The following is an 18,852-nucleotide window of genomic DNA, read 5'->3' as shown; positions in this document are numbered from 1 at the left end:
CATTTGAAAGATAAAAGTTCACCATATCATAAATAAGTATTTTATAGTAATGATATGAATGTAATTACCGTAACTATGTGTAACTATTAATAGTATAACAGAAAAATGTGAAATTTTGAATAGTTACTATAAGGTTTAAAAATATAAATTATTGAAAAAAGTGTAAATTTATCTCCTAAAACCTCTATTAAATATATTGATGGCATAATTAAAAATATTAAAACTACAATTAAAAATATATAAAAAAATAAAAAAATACTTTAAAATAATTGTATTTTGTGGTATGCTATGTATAGAAATAAAAAAGATAAAAGTTTTGTGAGTTATTTTACTTAATAAAATCAAAGAAAAGAGGCAGATAGATATGTTTAATTTTAGAATACAACATGAATTAACATGCGTTGCAGAAGGAGATGGTCAATTCTTTGCAAGAGCTGGAGCTATGGTTGCTTTTCAAGGTTCATTTAAACAAGAGAAGGTATTGTTTGACACAAATGCAAATAGTTCTATGCTAAGATCTGTTATGAATTATGCATCGAGAAAGCTCAGTGGGGAAAACATACCTATAATGAAGGTTAATGGAAAAGGTACATACTATATGGCACATTTTGCAGATCATGTATCAATTATTACGCTAAATCAAGGCCAAAGTATAGGTGTTGAGGGAGAGAATTTATTAGCATTCACACCAGATTGTAAATATGGAGTTAAGTTTGTAGGTGTTGGAGTTATATCTCAAAAAGGTTTATTTACATCCAAGCTTACATCGATAGGGCCTAATGCACAAGTAGCAATAACATCTAATGGTAACCCTATAGTGCTTGAAACTCCATGTGTAGTAGATCCAGATGCAGTTATCTGTTGGACAGGTCAAGATCCAAGTGTAAGAACTGATTTGAATTGGAAGACTTTCATTGGTCAAACATCAGGAGAATCATACTTCCTAGAATTTAGTTCTCATGGAGAAATAGTTATTGTACAACCTTCAGAAAGACCTTCGGGATTAAAATTATCTGTTGATTAGGTGGGGAGCCATATGAAAATAAAGATAGAAAAAGGCACAAAACAAGGAAGAAAAATATATAACAATAATAAAGTAAAAGTAAACTTTGGTGATTCAGTAATACATGAAGGAAAGATTGATCTAAGACAAGGCGCTAGAGCTATACAAAAAGGTATAGCAAATACTCAAGGTAGTGGTTTGAAACAAGCACCTTTAGACAATAATAATGTTATCAAAGCTACGGCGGGTGAGGTTAAGCCTCAACCAGCTAAAATAAAGAAACCAAACAATATTATAGATAAAAGTAAATCTGTAAACGTAAAGAAAGGCCAAAAGGTTAGTATAACAAAAAATGTTTCAAATATTTCAAGGGTGCTAGTTGCACTAGAGTGGGAATATAAAAGTCAAAGTTTTGATATAGATACCTCAATTTTTATGATGGATGTAAACAACAAAACAGCTGAAGAGGATTTTATATTTTATAATAATCCTATTAGTAGAAGTAATGCAGTAGCTCTTAAAAAGGATTTTAATAAAAAGCTATTAGACTGCTATGATATAACATTGCAGTTAAACTTAAATACAGTTCCATCAAATATAAAAGTACTCGCCGTCACTGTGACAGTAGATGAAGAAGCAAAAAATAAGCATTCATTTAAAGATATTAAAAATGCACAGCTAAAAATTATTGACGTAGATACTAATAAAGAAATATTCTCATACAGTTTTGCGCAGGGTTTAACTAACCAGACAGCAATAGTAGCAAGTGAGATATATAAACATGGTGACGAGTGGAAGATAAACTGCATTGGGAGTGGGTTTACAGGAGGCTTACAAGCTTTATGTGATAATTACGGTATAGATACGAAATAATAATGTATGTAATCGTTATAAAAATAAAGACATTGTATATGCTTTATAGTATAATTTAAGATATACATAAGGGTATTGAGGAGGAGTATTAATGTTAAAAACACATTATGAAGGTTTGAGTTCATCTCAGGTTGAAGAGTCAAAGAACAAATTCGGAACGAATACACTTTCCGAAATAGAGACAGAAACATTTTGGGATAAGCTCAAAGGAAATTTTGAAGATCCAATAATAAAAATACTAGTAGTCGCATTAGTAATCGACGTTATATTTTATTTCTTAGGGCAAGTTGAGTGGTTTGAGCCTCTAGGTATAGCAATAGCGGTACTAATAGCTACATTAGTTGGTACTTACTCAGAGTTTTCAAACGAACAGTCATTTCAAAAACTACAAGAAGAAGCATCGAGGATTAAATGTAAGGTTTACAGAGACGGCAATGTTAGTGAAATACCAATTAATGATATAGTAAAAGGCGACTATATATTGGTCCAAACTGGGGATAAAATACCAGTGGATGGAGTATTAGTAGATGGTCATATAAGTGTAGATCAGTCAGTATTAAATGGAGAGAGTAAAGAAGCACAAAAACATGTGCCTAACGAAGGGTATGCATATAAGGATGGTCAATCCGATTTCTTAGATGAATACAAAGTATTTAGAGGTACAGTAGTAGTAGAAGGAGAAGCTATAGTTGAGGCTAAGACAATAGGAGATAGTTCATTCTATGGACAGCTTGCAAAAGAGCTTCAAGCAGAAGATAGAGAGTCTCCATTGAAAGTGAAATTAGGCGATTTAGCAGATGGAATAAGTAAATTTGGATACATAGGTGGTTCTCTTATAGCAGCATCATTTATGTTTAAGAAGATAGTGCTAAACAGTTTAGCAAATGGAACACCTATACTGGATTATTTTGCAAGTGGGAACTTAGGTACAGCTGTAAGTGACGTTGTAACAGCAATTATATTAGCTATTATAATCATAGTTGTAGCAGTACCAGAGGGTTTACCAATGATGATAGCGATGGTATTATCGCTTAACATGAAAAAACTACTTAAAGACAACATATTAGTTAGAAAGCTCATAGGTATAGAGACAGCAGGTTCACTTAATATATTATTTAGTGATAAAACTGGTACAATAACAAAGGGATTATTAGAGGTAGTATTGCTCTGTGACGGAGATAACAACCAATATGACTCAAATAGTGATATTCCAGAAAAACTAGGGAAAGTTGTTGATATATCCATTTCGCAGAATACAAATGCAGTCTTGAATATACAAGAAAATGGCGAGAAAGTAGTATTAGGTGGAAACTCAACAGAAAGAGCCTTGTTACATTTTATAAGCGATGATATTGGCAAATATAACTTAAATACTGTTGATAATATACCTTTTAACAGTAAAGATAAATTCTCAGCAACTCAAGTTGAAGGAGAATATAACCTTACATTGGTAAAGGGAGCTCCAGAAAAGATACTCACATCCTGTACAACGTATTATGATAAGGATGGAAATAAGCAGACATTTGGAAAAGATAAATTAGAGACTATAAACAACAAAATAAATGAGTTAGCAGGTAGAGCAATAAGAGTACTAGCGCTAGCTACTACAGATAAAGCTGTAGGGACAGAACTTTTCGAGGAAATGACTTTTGTTGGTATAGTAGGAATAAGAGACGACCTTAGAGCAGAATCTGTACAGGCGATAGGCGAAGCATTAGATGCAGGAATACAAGTAGTAATGATAACTGGTGATAGAAAAGAAACTGCTATGGCAATAGCTAAAGAAGCAAATTTACTTCAGAAAGATACAGATATAGTTCTTACATCAAATGAGCTTCAAAAGTTATCAGATGAAGAATTGAAGAAAATGCTAAAAGATATAAGAGTAATAGCAAGAGCATTACCTACAGATAAGAGTAGATTAGTCAGAATAGCACAAAGTTTAGATTTAGTTGTCGGTATGACAGGTGATGGAGTTAATGACTCACCAGCACTTAAAAAAGCAGATGTTGGTTTTGCAATGGGATCAGGAACAGAAGTTGCAAAAGAAGCAGGTGATATTGTTATACTAGATGATAACTTTAACTCAATAGCAAAAACAGTGCTTTATGGAAGAACAATATACAACTCAATAAGAAAGTTTATAGTATATCAGTTAACAGTAAATGTTGGCGCTATATTGATAGCATTCATTGGACCATTTATAGGGGTAGACTTACCACTATCAATGACACAGATGTTATGGGTAAACCTAGTAATGGATACACTAGCAGCTTTATCATTTGGTGGAGAAGCAGCTCTAAGAAAATATATGAGAGAAAAGCCAAAGTCAAGAACAGAAGCTATAATCAACAAAGATATGTGGAGCTCAATACTTACAAATGGTGGATTAATAGCGCTACTTAGTGTATTATTCCTCAAGCTAGATTTCTTTAAAGAACTATTTAGAACAGGACCAACAGGAAAAGAAGATATATATTACTTAACAGGATTCTTCTCGTTCTTTATATTCTTAAACGTATTCAATATGTTCAATGCGAGAACTACAGAGCTAAACTTGTTTGCACATATTAGAGAAAATAAAGGATTCCTAAAAGTTGTAGGAGTAATAGTAGTAGTCCAAGTAGTTATGGCTTATATAGGTGGAGACATACTAAGAACAGCTGGATTAACATTAAAAGAATGGTTAACAGTAGCAGGACTTGCTATAGTAATTATACCAGTTGACCTAATAAGAAAAACTATTAGAAATACATTAAAACAAAGCTAATAAACATATAAATTTATATAAATAAAATAAAATATTGATAAGAAAGGATGATAAAAATGGCTGTAAGTTTAAGTAAAGGTCAAAAAGTAGACTTAACAAAATCAAATCCGGGACTTACTAAAGTTATTGTTGGATTAGGATGGGATGTAAACAAGTATGATGGAGGAAATGAATTTGATTTAGATACAGCAGCATTTCTTTTAGGAGAAAATGGGCATGTATCAAGCGATGTAGACTTTGTATTCTACAATAATCTAAATCATCCATCAGGTTCAGTATCACATCTTGGAGATAATAGAACTGGTGAAGGTGAAGGTGATGATGAGCAAATCAAGATTGATTTAAGTACTGTTCCACCAGAAGTTAGTAAAATAGCATTTACAGTTACAATACATGATGCAGTAAACAGAGGGCAAAACTTTGGTCAAGTATTAAATTCTTATATAAGAATATTTAATGAAGAAACAGGTGAAGAATTAATCAGATATGATTTAAGCGAAGATTACAGTATAGAGACAGCAGTAGTAGTAGGAGAGCTTTATAGACACGGTGCAGAATGGAAATTCTCAGCTGTAGGAAGTGGTTTTGAAGGTGGACTTGGAGCTTTATGCGGTAACTTCGGAATCAATATAGGATAGTCTATAATGGCAAATTACTGCGTTATCTAAATGTTATACGACTAATCACGTACGAAAAAGTACGCTCAATCCGTATAAATTTAGATGCCTTGTAATTTATACATTCTAGAGCAATCCAATGTGAGTATAAAGAGCTTGCCTTGATTAGTACTATCAAGGGAACCTGTAATAGGATAGTCTATAATGGCAAATTACTGCGTTATCTAAATGTTATACGACTAATCGCGTACGAAAAAGTACACTCAACCCGTATAAATTTAGATGCCTTGTAATTTATACATTCTAGAGCAATCCAATGTAAGTATAAAGAGCTGCCTTGAATGATATCAAGGCAGCCTCATATAAATAAGGGGGTCTGTGTTAGTGAACAAGAAAAAGATAACACTTATAGGAATGCTAATATTTACTACGGTTATATTAGCAGGATGTATGCCTGGAGATGGATCATGTAATTTGACAGATAGAGCAGGTATATTTAGTGGAATCTGGCATGGATGGATAGCACCAATATCACTTATTAGAGGGTTATTTAATGACAATATAAGAGTTTATGAGGTTTTCAATAATGGATGGTTATATGATTTTGGTTTCTATATAGCGGTAGTAGGTGGATTTGGTAGTATTAATATAATCAGGAACAAAAAGAAAGAACGTGACTAGTTGAAATACACAAATTACTTAATATATAATATAAGAAATAGGTAATAGGGAGGTTATATAATGTCAATAAATTTATCAAAGGGACAAAAAATAGACTTAACAAAGAGCAATCCAGGGCTAAAAAAGGTTATAGTTGGTTTGGGCTGGGATACCAATCAATATGATGGAGGACATGATTTTGATTTGGATGCATCAGCATTTTTAGTTGGAGTTAATGGCAAAGTTAATAATGATTTGGATTTTATCTTCTATAATAACTTGACTCATTCTAGTGGAGGAGTTATTCATACAGGTGATAACAGAACAGGTGAAGGAGACGGAGATGATGAGCAAATCATCATTGATTTCCCAGCGATACCTTCTGAAATTGATAAAATAGCAATAACTGTAACAATACATGATGCAGTTGCAAGAAGTCAAAACTTTGGTCAAGTTTCTAATGCATTTGTTAGAATAGTTAACGAAGAAACAGGAGAAGAAGTATTAAGATATGACTTAACAGAAGATTTCTCAATAGAAACAGCACTTGTTTTCTGTGAACTTTATAGACATGATGGAGAATGGAAATTCTCAGCTGTAGGAAGTGGATTCCAAGGTGGACTTGCATCACTTTGTCAAAGCTATGGATTAAGTGTATAAATAATAGGAGGATTATAAAATGGCTATTAATTTACAAAAAGGTCAAAGGATTAATTTATCAAAAGAAGACGCTTCACTATCAAAGATAATGGTAGGATTGGGCTGGGATCCAGTCAAAGGAGGGCAAGGCGGAGGGTTTATAAAGAGTTTATTTAGCTCAACGCCAGAAATAGATTGTGATGCTTCGTTATTTATGCTTAATGCAAATGATAAGTTAGAAAGTAGCAAGCATGTTGTATATTTTGGTAACTTGAAATCATACGATGGAAGTATTGTTCATATGGGAGACAACTTGACAGGAGATGGTGATGGTGACGACGAGCAAATCATGGTTAACTTAAAGGATGTTCCTTCAAATGTACAAAAGCTAGTGTTTGTTGTAAATATATATGATTGTATAAAAAGAAGACAGCATTTTGGAATGATACAAAATGCATTTATTAGAATAGTAAATATGGATAATAATAAAGAAATGGTAAGATTTAATCTTACAGAGCAATATTCAAATATGACAGCATTAACTGTTGGTGAATTGTACAGACATGATAATGAGTGGAAGTTTGTAGCTTTAGGTCAAGGAACTGGTGACACGTCCTTGGGAGAAATGGCTAGAAAATATCAGTAAAAATGTTTGGATTTAAGGAACTGCTCAAAATCTTTATGAGAGTTCCTTTTTCTTATAGCTATATTACGAATTCATAAGATTAACGATTTAGTGTATAAAAGTGAAATTAGTTTAATGCATAAGAAAAAACAGTTTACTAAAAAGTATAGGAGGGAAGCAGTTGAAGTACTTTAATTATCTTGAGCAGGAACAGATAGAATCAATATTTTATAAAAAACCTCAGAGTTTCTATAGACATGATGATAGAGACAAACTGGCTTATGCATTAGGTGCAACTTTATATATGCCGGCAACAAGAAATAGTATAGTAAAAGACATCAAGAAAATTATAAAAGATGGTCTAATGACAATAGTTTTATGTTTAGAGGATGCAATAGGTGATAATCAGGTTAAAATAGCAGAGCAAAACCTTATAAGAACCGTAGAGGAAATTGATGAATTAGTAGTAAATAATCAACTTGATAAGGAAAACATTCCGCTTTTATTTATTAGAGTAAGAAGCGCTGAGCAAATGAAAAGCATGGCAAGCATGATAGGTGATAATATAGATTATATAACAGGCTTTGTATTTCCGAAGTTTACATCAAAGACAGGTGAAGAATACTTTAGAGAACTTAAAAAAATAAATGAAAACACACATAATATCGTTTATGGTATGCCAATACTAGAAGGCAAAGAGATAATATATGTTGAAAGTAGAAAAGAAGAGTTAGCAAAGCTTTCAAGGATATTTGAGAATTATAGAGAATTAGTTTTAAATATTAGAATAGGTGCAACAGATTTCTGTAGTTTATTTGGAATAAGAAGAAGCTATGATAAAACTATATATGATATACAGGTAATAAGAGATTGTATAGGAGATATAGTAAACACATTTACAAGAATAGAGAAAGATTTGGTTGTATCAGCACCTGTTTGGGAATATTTTTCTTCGGGAGAAAGATTGCTAAAGCCACAACTAAGAGTATCTCCATTTACAAAAACACTTGGAAAAGAAGCTGGAAAAGTAATGAGAACTACTCTTTTGAATCAGTATATTGATGGATTACTAAGAGAAGTAGAACTAGATAAAACAAACGGATTACTAGGCAAGACAATAATACATCCTAGTCACATATTGCCAGTTCAATCTATGTTAATAGTTACGCATGAAGAATATACAGATGCAGTTAGTATAATGAATAAGCGTGGTGGCGATATTGGAGTATTTAAGAGTGAGTATAAGAATAAAATGAATGAGATAAAACCACATATAAACTGGGCAAAAAAGATTTTAAATAGAGCTAAGCTATATGGTGTATTTAACGAAGGAATGAAATATATAGATATATATAACAACAAGTCACTATAACATATATGGAAAGGAGAGGCTAAATAATGAAGCAATCCTGCTATAAATACAGTATAGGAAATAAATTTGATATAAAGATCAGTATAAATAATAACGAGTATGATTTAAATATAGATAACCTTTTTTGCATGGCAGCAAGAAAGAATTTAAAAAGAAAATTCCTATTTGTAAGTAAAGTACTGGGAAAACACATTCCAGTTAATCCTAAGATATCATTGCTTACAGGTAGATTATTAGGTCATAAATATATAGAAGAAACATACAAGATAAATCAAAAGGTATCAGATCTTTGTGACATAATGAACAAAAACGAGTGTAGTGAAAATCAATATGAGCAAATATTAAATGAAAAAATAGATCTGCCAGAGGAAACATTAATAATAGGGTTTGCAGAGACAGCAACAGCGCTAGGACATAGTTTTTTTGATAGTTTTAAAGATAAGGCGCATTATATTCATACTACTAGAGATACGATATTGACAAATAACAAGCCAATATCATTTGAAGAAGAACACTCTCATGCAACTAGCCATATGATATATCCAATTGACACGTCAATACTTAAGTCAGATATTCCAATAGTATTTGTTGATGATGAAATCACAACTGGGAAAACAACGATAAATATTATTGAATCTATACAGAAAAAATATCCTAGAAAAAGATATACAATTGTTTCAATTTTAGATTGGAGAAGTAAGCAAGACAAAGAGTATTTTATTAAGAAAGAAGAGGAGCTAGGAGTCAAAATAGATACTGTATCGCTAGTCTCAGGAGAAATAGATTATTATGATATAAAGGCGGGTTTTTTCAAAGATAACAATGTTTTAAACGATGCAATCAATAAAACAGAAATTAAATATATAAACTTAGAAGATATTTTCACAGATACAATTAAGGCAATATCTAAAGATACAAATGGTAATACTAATGACTGTGATTATCTAAGATTTACTGGTAGATTTGGGATAGACAGTATAGATAATAATAAAATTGATAATATATCTCGTATATGTGGTGAGAATTTGAAAAACATAAGAACAGGCAGTAAAACATTGTGTTTAGGTACTGGAGAATTCATGTATATACCAATGTTGATAGCATCATATATGGGAGAAGGTGTTTTGTACCATTCAACCACTAGAAGTCCGGTTTATCCTAGTGACGATATAGGTTATGCACTTCAAAATAAATACACCTTCCAAAGTATGAAAGATTCCAATATAGAAAACTATGTCTACAACATACCTCAAAACTACTATGATGATATATTTATATTTATAGAAAGAGAAGGGCTTAATCTAAGCACAGATACATTAATACAAGCTATGAAAAAGACAGGTGCAAAGACAATATATATTGTAACACATGCAATGAGAAGAAGAGGTGATATGATTGGAGAAGCTTAATACAAAGTCACTTGTTAAAAGCAGTTATAGCCAAAAGGATGTTAAGTTTTTACTCAAAGATATCGGAAAATTTATAACAGAGCAAAACAATATTACAAGAGAAAGGGCTATACAATCAGGAGTTCATTATTCAGAGATGTTACCAATAGAATATAAACCTTCTGATGAGTACATGACGATATTTTATAAAGCACTAAAACAAAATAAAGATAAAATAGCAGTAGCAACTGGAGTTGTAGCTGAAAGAATACTAAAATTAAAGGGAGAAGATGTGGTATTTGTATCATTAGCTAGAGCTGGCTCTCCAGCTGGAATCCTGATAAAAAGATATATAAAATATAAGTACAACATAGATATACCACATTATAGTATATCAATTATAAGAGGAAGAGGAATAGATGAGAATGCAATAAAATATATATTAGAAAAACATCCTAATAGAAATATACAGTTTATTGATGGATGGACAGGAAAAGGCGCAATAACAAACGAGCTGACAAAGGCATGTGGAGAATTCAATCAAGCCCATGGAACAAACATAGATGACACTTTGGCAGTGATAGCTGACCCAGCTCACTGTACATCAATGTATGGTACAAGAGAGGATTTCTTGATAGCTAGTGCATGTTTGAATTCAACAGTATCTGGATTAGTTAGTAGAACTGTTTTGAGAGAGGACTTAATTGGTGGAAATGACTTTCATGGTGCTAAATTTTACGAAGAATTAATAAAAGAAGATGTTTCAAATTTATTTATAGATACAATCGTTAATGAGTTTGCTAATGTTAAAGATGATGTAGAAAAATCATTAAGAGACATTGAAAATGATATTGAAAGTAAAGGTATATCTTGGATTGGATTAAAAGATGTCCATAACCTTTTAGAAGAATTTAAGATCGAAGATATAAACTTCATAAAACCTGGAATAGGAGAAACTACGAGAGTGCTTTTAAGGAGAGTTCCATGGAAAATACTAATTAAAGAAAACTCTGAAAATCTAGAGCATATATTACAGCTTGCTAAAGAGAGAAATGTACCTGTAGAAACCTATAATTTAAAGGCTTATAATTGCTGTGGCTTAATAAAAAACATAAGGAGATAACGACATGCTTTACGCGAGTGACCTAGATAGAACGCTGATATATAGTTTTAAATTAATAGACAAACAAATAATAAAGGATCAAGATATAAAGGTTGTTGAGAGATTAAGTGGAGAACCTATAACTTATATGACAGTCAAATCTATAGATTTATTAAAGAAAATCAAAGATAAGCTTCTTTTCGTACCAGTTACAACTAGAACATTACAACAATTTCAACGAATAGACGTATTCAAGCCTCTTGATCTCAAATATGCAGTAGTAGCTAATGGAGGAATAATAGTAGAAAATAACAGTATTAATAAAGAGTGGCAAAACATTATTACTAATAAGATAGCTGATAAATGTATTGATTTACATGATGCAATAAAAGAGTTTGAAAAAATAAAATATGATAATTGGGTCAAGAAGTTACGTATAGCTGATGAGCTATTTTTCTATTGTATTGTAGATGAGAACAAGATACCTCAAGATGAATTAGATGATTATATAAAATGGATTAATGAAAAAAATTGGATTGCCACAAGACAGGGTAGAAAGCTGTATTTTATACCGAAATACGTAAATAAAGGAGATGCTGTTAAATTTATAGCAGATAAAGAAAATATAAATAGTATTGCAGCGTCAGGCGACTCATCGTTGGACCTCGCAATGGCAAACGTAAGTAATAGATTTATAGTGCCTAAGCATGGAGGTATATGTGAGATAACAGATGGTAAATTAGAATGCATGAGCTATACGACAGTAGAAGGAATAAAGGCAGCCGATGAAATCTTGATGACTATAGCAAACTATTATAATGTTTTATAATATATTATAAAATAAAGAGAGCTCACTAGATTTAGAAGAGCTCTCTTAATATAAAAGTGTAGATTTAGCATATTCAGTAGGTGTCATATTAACAATATCCTTAAATTGTTTTGAAAAATGATGTATAGAACCAAAATTTAATATTTGGGAGATTTCAGTAAATGTTAGATTTTTTTCTCTAATCATTCTTTTTGCTTCATCCATTCGTAGACTCCTGTAGTAACGCATAACGCTAGTTTTTTTAGTTCTTTTAAAAAGGTCTTGTAAATATGGTTTGCTAAGATTAGAAAGTTTTGATACTTGGTCTAATGATATGTTGTCATATAGATAATCCATCAATATTTGTTCAATATTATCAATTCTATTATTTTCTCTATTAATAGTCATATTAAGTTTGTATGGTTTTAAATTATTAATGTCATTGTATCTAAGACAATTGATCAAAAATTCCTCGGTTTTTATCTTTAGAATTTGTTCACAACCGATATTAAAACTATGTTTCTTTTTAATATATCCTGCTTCAAAATTTAACTTTATTTCTTTTGCTATATTACTTAGCAAAGAAATTTGCTGTTTATTTAACTTGAGAATTTTCTTTTTAAAAAAATCCATAGCTTTAGATGTACATACAAAACTCATAACGATTACATTGGGAGCAGTTTTACCATCAGCCTTCAAGCTGTGAAACTCATTTGGCTGATGGAAGATCATATTATTTGCATATAATGTATAATAGCAATTATCGGCTCTTACCTCTAATTTTCCCTTATCAACATAAACAATTTCCCAGAAATCGTGCTTTTCACCATCGTATGAATAATTCTTAGAAAAATCAAAGTAATAAAAAGTAATTATTTCATTAATTTCGATTGTATTGTTTAATTTCATAGTTATCACCTAAGCAAAATATATCATAAATAAAGTTAAAGGTAAACAATATCTGATATTAATAATCTCTATGTTTATTAATATAATCCTCTATATTAATAACCTGATTAGTAACTCTTGCTTCTTCAGCTGCAAAGCACATTATATGACTATGAACAGATAATGTTGCATCAGTAAGACCACGAATATCACCATTGTTACGTACAAGATTAATAAAATCTTTCATTAATCCAGTATCACCGCCATAGTGTCCATTTTTATCAGTACTCAGTTTTATAGTATGAACATCTTTAGAAGGAAACTTGACAATTTGTATTTCGTTATCATATAAAGAAGCATTTATTTCTCCATTAGTTCCCATAATTTTGATTTTCCTACCATCATCACAAAATGCAGTCATAGTCATTGCGACTGTTACATTATTTTCAAACTGCATACTAATTACTTGATGATCTACAACATCATTATCACAATGATATATACATCTGCCATAAGGACCTGTTTGTAGTGCTTGTCTGCGACCTTCGTAACTGAGATCATCACTAATGACAGAAGTTGGCCAGTCTATATTATCTGTCAAATATATTTTACTAACGTTAAAAGCACATTCGTCAGCAATAGGACAACCATCTAAACATCTTTTAGGCAAGCTATCTTTTGAGTACTTACCACAATAATAATCAAGAGAACCAAAAGAAGATATGTTTTTGCATTTACTACCAACTAGCCAAAAGAGTATATCCATATCATGACAGCATTTTTGTAATATCATAGGACTTTCTTTTTTTGAATTACCCCAATTACCTCTAACAAAACTATGTGCTTGATGAATTCTACCTACATATTCGTTATGCTGTATAGTCATTATGTCACCGATTACTTTGCTGTCAACTAATTTTTTAAGTTCAGAGAAAAACTTGGTAAACCTTAAAACGTGACAAATAGAAAAAGCTTGCTTAGGATATTTTTTAGATAATTCACCAAGTTTTATACACTCTATGATGTTATTTGACATTGGTTTTTCTAACAATACATGATACCCTTTCTCTAAAGCTAGCTTGGTAGGTTCATAGTGATTATTATCTAAAGTGCATATTAAAGCTATGTCAGCTAGTTTTTCTTTTTCTAGTAATTCTTCCCACGAATTAAAGCATAATTCATTTGGGATATCATGTTTAGTCTTAAACTCAGTCTTTCTTCCAATCATAGGTTCTGCCACTGCTACGAATCTTAAATCATTGTCATGGGACAAGGCATATGATCCAAGAGCGTCTTTACCACGTTGTCCAGCACCAATTAGTATTGCGGTTAAAGGTTTATTTTTCAAAGTATTCACCTCACAGAAATATATTATATAAAACTAATATAATATATTTTCAATATAAAATCTTTGTAAATTAGCATGAAGAATTTATAAAAAGAAATATTATAAGATTACTGTAAAATTATTATGATATCTAAGGGAAGGAAAGACAACAGTATATAAAATAAAATGGAGATATCAGCTATTGATATCTCCATGGTTGTTAATATTCGCCTATAGAATTAAGATATTTAGTAATACTAATATTTTTAGCATATTCTATTTCAACAACTTTTTCTTCAATTTGAGCTAGCTTTTCACTTGCAGCTAATACTTCCATTATAGTACCACCTAATTCATCAGAATCTAAATTTGCGCTACTAAAACCAATACCCTCATTGTATTTAAAAGTTGCTATTTTAAGATTTTCTTCCATTTGCAGAACACTATTTTTAACATGCTCATACATTTTGCTTGTTGCAACCATAGTTTCATAGTTCTTTCTTATATCAGCTTCTATACTTTTCTGCTGTATTTCTAGCTCTATTTGAGAGTGTTCTTTTTTATATAGAGCTTCTTTGTATTGATTTGTAATATCCGGATATGATCTAGAAGTCAATTCATGATTCAAGCTGTCTATTACATATTTTCCTAAAGATTGTTTTATTTCTAGTCTTTTCTCTAACCCCTGCTTTATACCATCTTCTAGAGAAGGCACATCTTTAGATGATAAAGGTACATCCACAATATTGATATCAGTATCAAGTGGTATATTTAAAGAATTAAGCAAGTCTATTTTAGCATTGTGAGCATCGCAGGTTGCTTTTTCAAGCTCGACATTGATAAGTTCAAGATTTGCTTTAGCCAATAAAAGATCATCCTTTGCTTTAAGTCCTTCATCATAAGCGTTTTTAATAATATCATATTGCCCTTTAGCTCTGTCGAGTGACTTCTCTTTAGCACCTACAATTTTTTGTTTCTTTAATGCTTCATAGTAATTATTTTCTACTAACATAGCTATCTGTTTTTTACTTATATCAAAACCTGCTTTAGTTATATCGTAGTTAATATTTGCTATAGCATCTAATAGTTCGGTAGTTGATTTGACACTTAGCTTAACATTAGTAGATAGTTTGAGATTACTCGAAATAACTGAGCCAGCCTTGTTATTAACATCATCTAGTTGTGCATCTGAGCTACGCAGATCGCCATATGAAGCATTTATTTTACCGTCTATATTACTCTTCATATTATTTATAATACCATCCATAGTACTTTTATCTTTGCCATGAAGTAAATTGTAGGTATTATCATCTATCATATTTTTATTCTTCATATCTACTAATGCAGCATTAGGGTCAGGTGCATCTTGTATAGAAGACAGTAGTTTTTTAGTATTATCAGCTATTTTTTTATTTTTATCATATTCTGCCCAGCCTATATCTAGAGAATCTTCGCTATCTAATATTTTTCTACTTTTTCTATTAGTACGCTTTTTATTAAACTCACTTATTTTTAGCTCCTGCTTAATTTTTTTTATAGTTAAATTATTTTCAAGGGCGATATCTATACATTGCTCTAATGTATATGAATTGAGCTTTGTATTATCATTTTGAGCATAACTAATAGTTACAGTTATAAAGCATAAACTAAATATTAATATTAGACTAACTCTTTTTTTCATTACAGCTCCTCCTTTTATACCTATCTACGAACTATTCTATCTGAAACTTTATGGACTTTATTCATAATCATACTATAAATAGTAGGAATCATAATCATAGTTAAAAGTGTTGATATTATTAAACCAAAAATCAATGATATTGATAGAGGTGTAAATATCTCACTTCTTGATATAGCTAAAGGAATAAGCCCTATTATAGTTGTTGATGTACTTAAAATTATTGGTCTAAATCTTCTATCTACAGCATGGCTACATGCATCTTCAATGTTTTTACCATCAGCTATTTCTTTGTTAATATAGTCAATCAGAACTATGGCATTATTAACAACGATACCCATAAGACTCACCATACCTAGTAATGCTGTAAATGATAGAGTTTGACCCAATACGTATAATCCTATTATAGATCCAATAGAGGAAAAAGGTATAGTTATCAATATAACTAATGGCTGAACATAAGAATTAAACTGCATTAACAATATCAAATAGATTACAAGTACTGCGAATATAGCCGAAGTACCGAGACTACCAAAATTATCATTAATCGATTCTCTCTCACCATCGAATATTATCTGAGCATGTTCAAAGTCTTTAGTGGACAATAAAGGCTGAATTGCATTTTCAATATCTACAGCACTACCTCCCTCTTTAACATCACTATAAACAGTTACACAAATTTCATTATTAAATTTAGTAATCATATTAGTTTTTGGGATAAGTTTAACCTTTGCCATCTGTTTTAAAATATGCTTATTTCCAGTTAACTTCGATTTTATAGCCAAATTTTCTAACTCGTTTTTAGTTTTGATATTACCTTTTAAGGTAATGTTGTATTCATTGCCTTCGTTTCTAAAGACTGAGATATTGTTTCCTCTCATTGCCATATAGATTTCTTTTTGTATCTCATATTTGCTTATTCCTAAGGTGCTGGCTTTATTAGTGTCAATATCAACATAGTATTCATATTCTTTTTCTTCTAAGTTATCACCTATATTTATAGTATCAGGAATATCCTTTAAAAGTTTTTTAACCTTTCCTGCATAATCGTACAATGTTTGTATATCATCACCAACTAAACGTATTTTGACAGGATGACCAATAGGTACACCTATTTCGAGCAGATTAGCAGTAGCAGTTCCGCCTGAAAGTGTTCTATCAAACATACCTTGTAGATAGTCAGTGAATTCTATATAAGTTTTAAATCTATCAGTTTTGGATAAATCTACTTTTACCATAACCTGAGCAAAATCATTAGATTGGTAAAATATAGGCATAGTATCGTAGAATTTTGGTAATCCGTCACCGATAGATACTGTATAGTCAACAACCTCAGTTTGGTTAGATAAAATATCACTAACTTTGTCAGCAAGTTTTTCAGTGATATCTATATTACCTGGTTGCTCTGCTTTAATATCAATGTAAAATACATCTCTATCAGCCTTAGGGAAGAATTGAAGACCAAGTTTTGAGACTAAAAATCCTCCAATACATATACATATAAGACAAATAAAAATCGAAGAAAATTTATGCTTTAAGCTTTGCTTTAATAAACCAGTGAAAAAACTTCTTATTCTATATTTTTTATTTTTTTGACTAGATTCCTTAAAGAATATATAAGCCATAGTTGGTGTTACAAATAGAGCTACTATATAGGAAGCAGTAAGCGATAGAATTATAATCTGTGGAAGAGAGATTATATATTCCCCAGCTAAAGAGTTTAACAATAACAGTGGTAAAAAAGCGCCAATAGTAGTCAAAGTAGAGGTTAATACAGGTATAGCGACATCTAAAGTACCTCTAACACATGCGTCTATCTTATTTTCCTTGTTGTCTATACGAACTTGTATAGAATCACTTACAACTATTGCATTATCTACAAGCATACCTAAAGCAACAATAGATGCTGAAATAGATATCTCGTGTATAGTACCTCCTATAATTTTAAAGCCAGTAATAGTTATTAGTATAGATAAAGGAATAGCAGTTGACACAATTATTGCATTTCTAAAGCCCATACCAATAAAAACTACAACAATAACAAGTAAAATACCTATGAGAAGATTATTTGAAAAATCATTTACAGCATGTGATACATCGTTAGGTTGATAATGTACTTGATTGTATATAATATCACTAGGTAAGTTTTTCTCTACATCATTTAGTACTTTTTCTACTTCTTTTCCAACTATTATTATATTTTTTCCACTACTAAAATAACCAGTTAGTAACACTGAATTTAGACCCTGGTGTTTAATTTTTAAATTAGAATTTCCATGTTCATAGCCAATATCAGCAATATCTTTTAATTTTAGCACAGCTCCAGTTTCACTAGATACGTTAATTATGGTATTGCCTATTTCTTCTAGAGAAGAAAATGCTTTGGATACTTTCACATTGATTTGCCCTGTAGCACTATCAATACTACCAGAAGGTATATCTACATTTTGAGCTTTTACTATAGTTGCGATATCTTCAAAAGATAAATTATATTGATTTAGTTTCCTAAAATCTACATTTATTTGTACTTCTTTTTCTTGCTTTCCAGTAATGTCAAATCTAGAGATACCATCAATTTTGCTAAGTTTTGATTTTATCATCTCAGCGTAGCTGGCTAATTCTTCGTAGGTATAATCTTTTCCTGACATACTAATGATTATACCAGCTGTCTCAGCAAGTTTAGTATTTACATTTATATTTTTACAACCAGAAGGTAATTTACTTTGTAACTCAGACATTTTAGTTCTTAATTTGTCCCATGTCATATTAACATCAACATCATTATTGATATCAAGTCTAACAATACTTATGCTGTTCTTAGAATATGATTGGCTAGATTTGTATCCATCTATTTCTTTAATAGTATCTTCAATTTTACTGGTCACTAATTTTTCTATATTATCAGGTGATGCACCGGGATATATAGTAGTGATAATAGCTATTGGAACATTTATATCTGGAGATTCTTGTTTAGGTAAAATATAATAGTTATACATTCCAATAATGCTAAAAAAGACAATCAGAAATAGAGTTATTTTTCTTCGTTTTATAGCTGCTAGCATTAGTCTTTTCATTTTTTCACCTGCCTTTTTAATTTACAAA

15 protein-coding genes are annotated in these 18,852 nt (G+C 30.8%); 11 read left to right on the top strand and 4 right to left on the bottom strand.

The annotated features are described in order from the left end of the window. The first annotated feature begins 364 nt into the window (after positions 1-364). The 11 genes from P3X86_RS15065 to P3X86_RS15015 all read left to right on the top strand — a co-directional run bounded on the left by P3X86_RS15065 (position 365) and on the right by P3X86_RS15015 (position 11,878). On the top strand, positions 365-1,024 hold the full coding sequence (locus P3X86_RS15065; RefSeq protein WP_483293539.1) for an AIM24 family protein: 660 nt from the start codon (positions 365-367) through the stop codon (positions 1,022-1,024). Positions 1,025-1,036: 12 nt separating this feature from the next. Beyond that, positions 1,037-1,876, top strand: coding sequence for a TerD family protein (locus P3X86_RS15060; RefSeq protein WP_483293538.1), 840 nt, complete (start codon positions 1,037-1,039; stop codon positions 1,874-1,876). 91 nt (positions 1,877-1,967) lie between these two features. Further along, a complete protein-coding gene (locus P3X86_RS15055) occupies positions 1,968-4,646 on the top strand; it encodes a calcium-translocating P-type ATPase, PMCA-type (protein WP_483293537.1) in 2,679 nt (892 codons plus the stop codon). A gap of 56 nt (positions 4,647-4,702) precedes the next feature. Continuing rightward, positions 4,703-5,284, top strand: a complete 582-nt coding sequence (locus P3X86_RS15050; protein WP_483293536.1) for a TerD family protein — start codon at positions 4,703-4,705, stop codon at positions 5,282-5,284. Between the two features lie 363 nt (positions 5,285-5,647). Next, on the top strand, positions 5,648-5,944 hold the full coding sequence (locus tag P3X86_RS15045) for a hypothetical protein (protein ID WP_483293535.1): 297 nt from the start codon (positions 5,648-5,650) through the stop codon (positions 5,942-5,944). 60 nt (positions 5,945-6,004) lie between these two features. Continuing rightward, positions 6,005-6,583, top strand: coding sequence for a TerD family protein (locus P3X86_RS15040; protein ID WP_483293534.1), 579 nt, complete (start codon positions 6,005-6,007; stop codon positions 6,581-6,583). 19 nt (positions 6,584-6,602) lie between these two features. Further along, complete coding sequence (locus P3X86_RS15035) at positions 6,603-7,208, top strand: TerD family protein (protein ID WP_483293533.1); 606 nt, start codon at positions 6,603-6,605, stop codon at positions 7,206-7,208. 160 nt (positions 7,209-7,368) lie between these two features. Then, positions 7,369-8,559 carry an HpcH/HpaI aldolase/citrate lyase family protein gene (locus P3X86_RS15030; protein ID WP_483293532.1) on the top strand — a complete coding sequence of 397 codons (1,191 nt, stop codon included), beginning with the start codon at positions 7,369-7,371 and terminating at the stop codon, positions 8,557-8,559. 26 nt (positions 8,560-8,585) lie between these two features. Further along, a complete protein-coding gene (locus P3X86_RS15025; RefSeq protein WP_483293531.1) occupies positions 8,586-9,968 on the top strand; it encodes a phosphoribosyltransferase family protein in 1,383 nt (460 codons plus the stop codon). Further along, positions 9,955-11,070: a cysteine protease StiP family protein gene (locus P3X86_RS15020; RefSeq protein WP_483293530.1), complete on the top strand. Its 1,116-nt coding sequence runs from the start codon at positions 9,955-9,957 to the stop codon at positions 11,068-11,070. The genes P3X86_RS15025 and P3X86_RS15020 overlap by 14 nt, the downstream gene beginning before the upstream one ends. Before the next feature lie 4 nt (positions 11,071-11,074). Beyond that, positions 11,075-11,878, top strand: coding sequence for an HAD family hydrolase (locus tag P3X86_RS15015; RefSeq protein ID WP_483293529.1), 804 nt, complete (start codon positions 11,075-11,077; stop codon positions 11,876-11,878). 45 nt (positions 11,879-11,923) lie between these two features. Here P3X86_RS15015 and P3X86_RS15010 read toward each other — a convergent pair whose 3' ends face one another. From P3X86_RS15010 to P3X86_RS14995, 4 genes are all read right to left on the bottom strand, one after another. Then, positions 11,924-12,766: a helix-turn-helix domain-containing protein gene (locus P3X86_RS15010; RefSeq protein WP_483293528.1), complete on the bottom strand. Its 843-nt coding sequence runs from the start codon at positions 12,764-12,766 to the stop codon at positions 11,924-11,926. A gap of 58 nt (positions 12,767-12,824) precedes the next feature. Continuing rightward, positions 12,825-14,093: a Gfo/Idh/MocA family protein gene (locus tag P3X86_RS15005; protein ID WP_483293527.1), complete on the bottom strand. Its 1,269-nt coding sequence runs from the start codon at positions 14,091-14,093 to the stop codon at positions 12,825-12,827. A 199-nt stretch (positions 14,094-14,292) separates the two neighbouring features. Continuing rightward, positions 14,293-15,753 (bottom strand): TolC family protein, encoded by a 1,461-nt coding sequence (locus tag P3X86_RS15000; protein ID WP_483293526.1) that lies wholly within the window; start codon positions 15,751-15,753, stop codon positions 14,293-14,295. 20 nt (positions 15,754-15,773) lie between these two features. Next, positions 15,774-18,824 carry an efflux RND transporter permease subunit gene (locus P3X86_RS14995; RefSeq protein WP_483293525.1) on the bottom strand — a complete coding sequence of 1,017 codons (3,051 nt, stop codon included), beginning with the start codon at positions 18,822-18,824 and terminating at the stop codon, positions 15,774-15,776. Between the last annotated feature and the right edge of the window lie 28 nt (positions 18,825-18,852).

This window comes from Abyssisolibacter sp. ZYX002 (assembly GCF_056892235.1).
The sequence above is the reverse complement of the archived record's forward strand: the minus strand, read 5'-3'. Positions and strand labels throughout refer to the sequence as shown.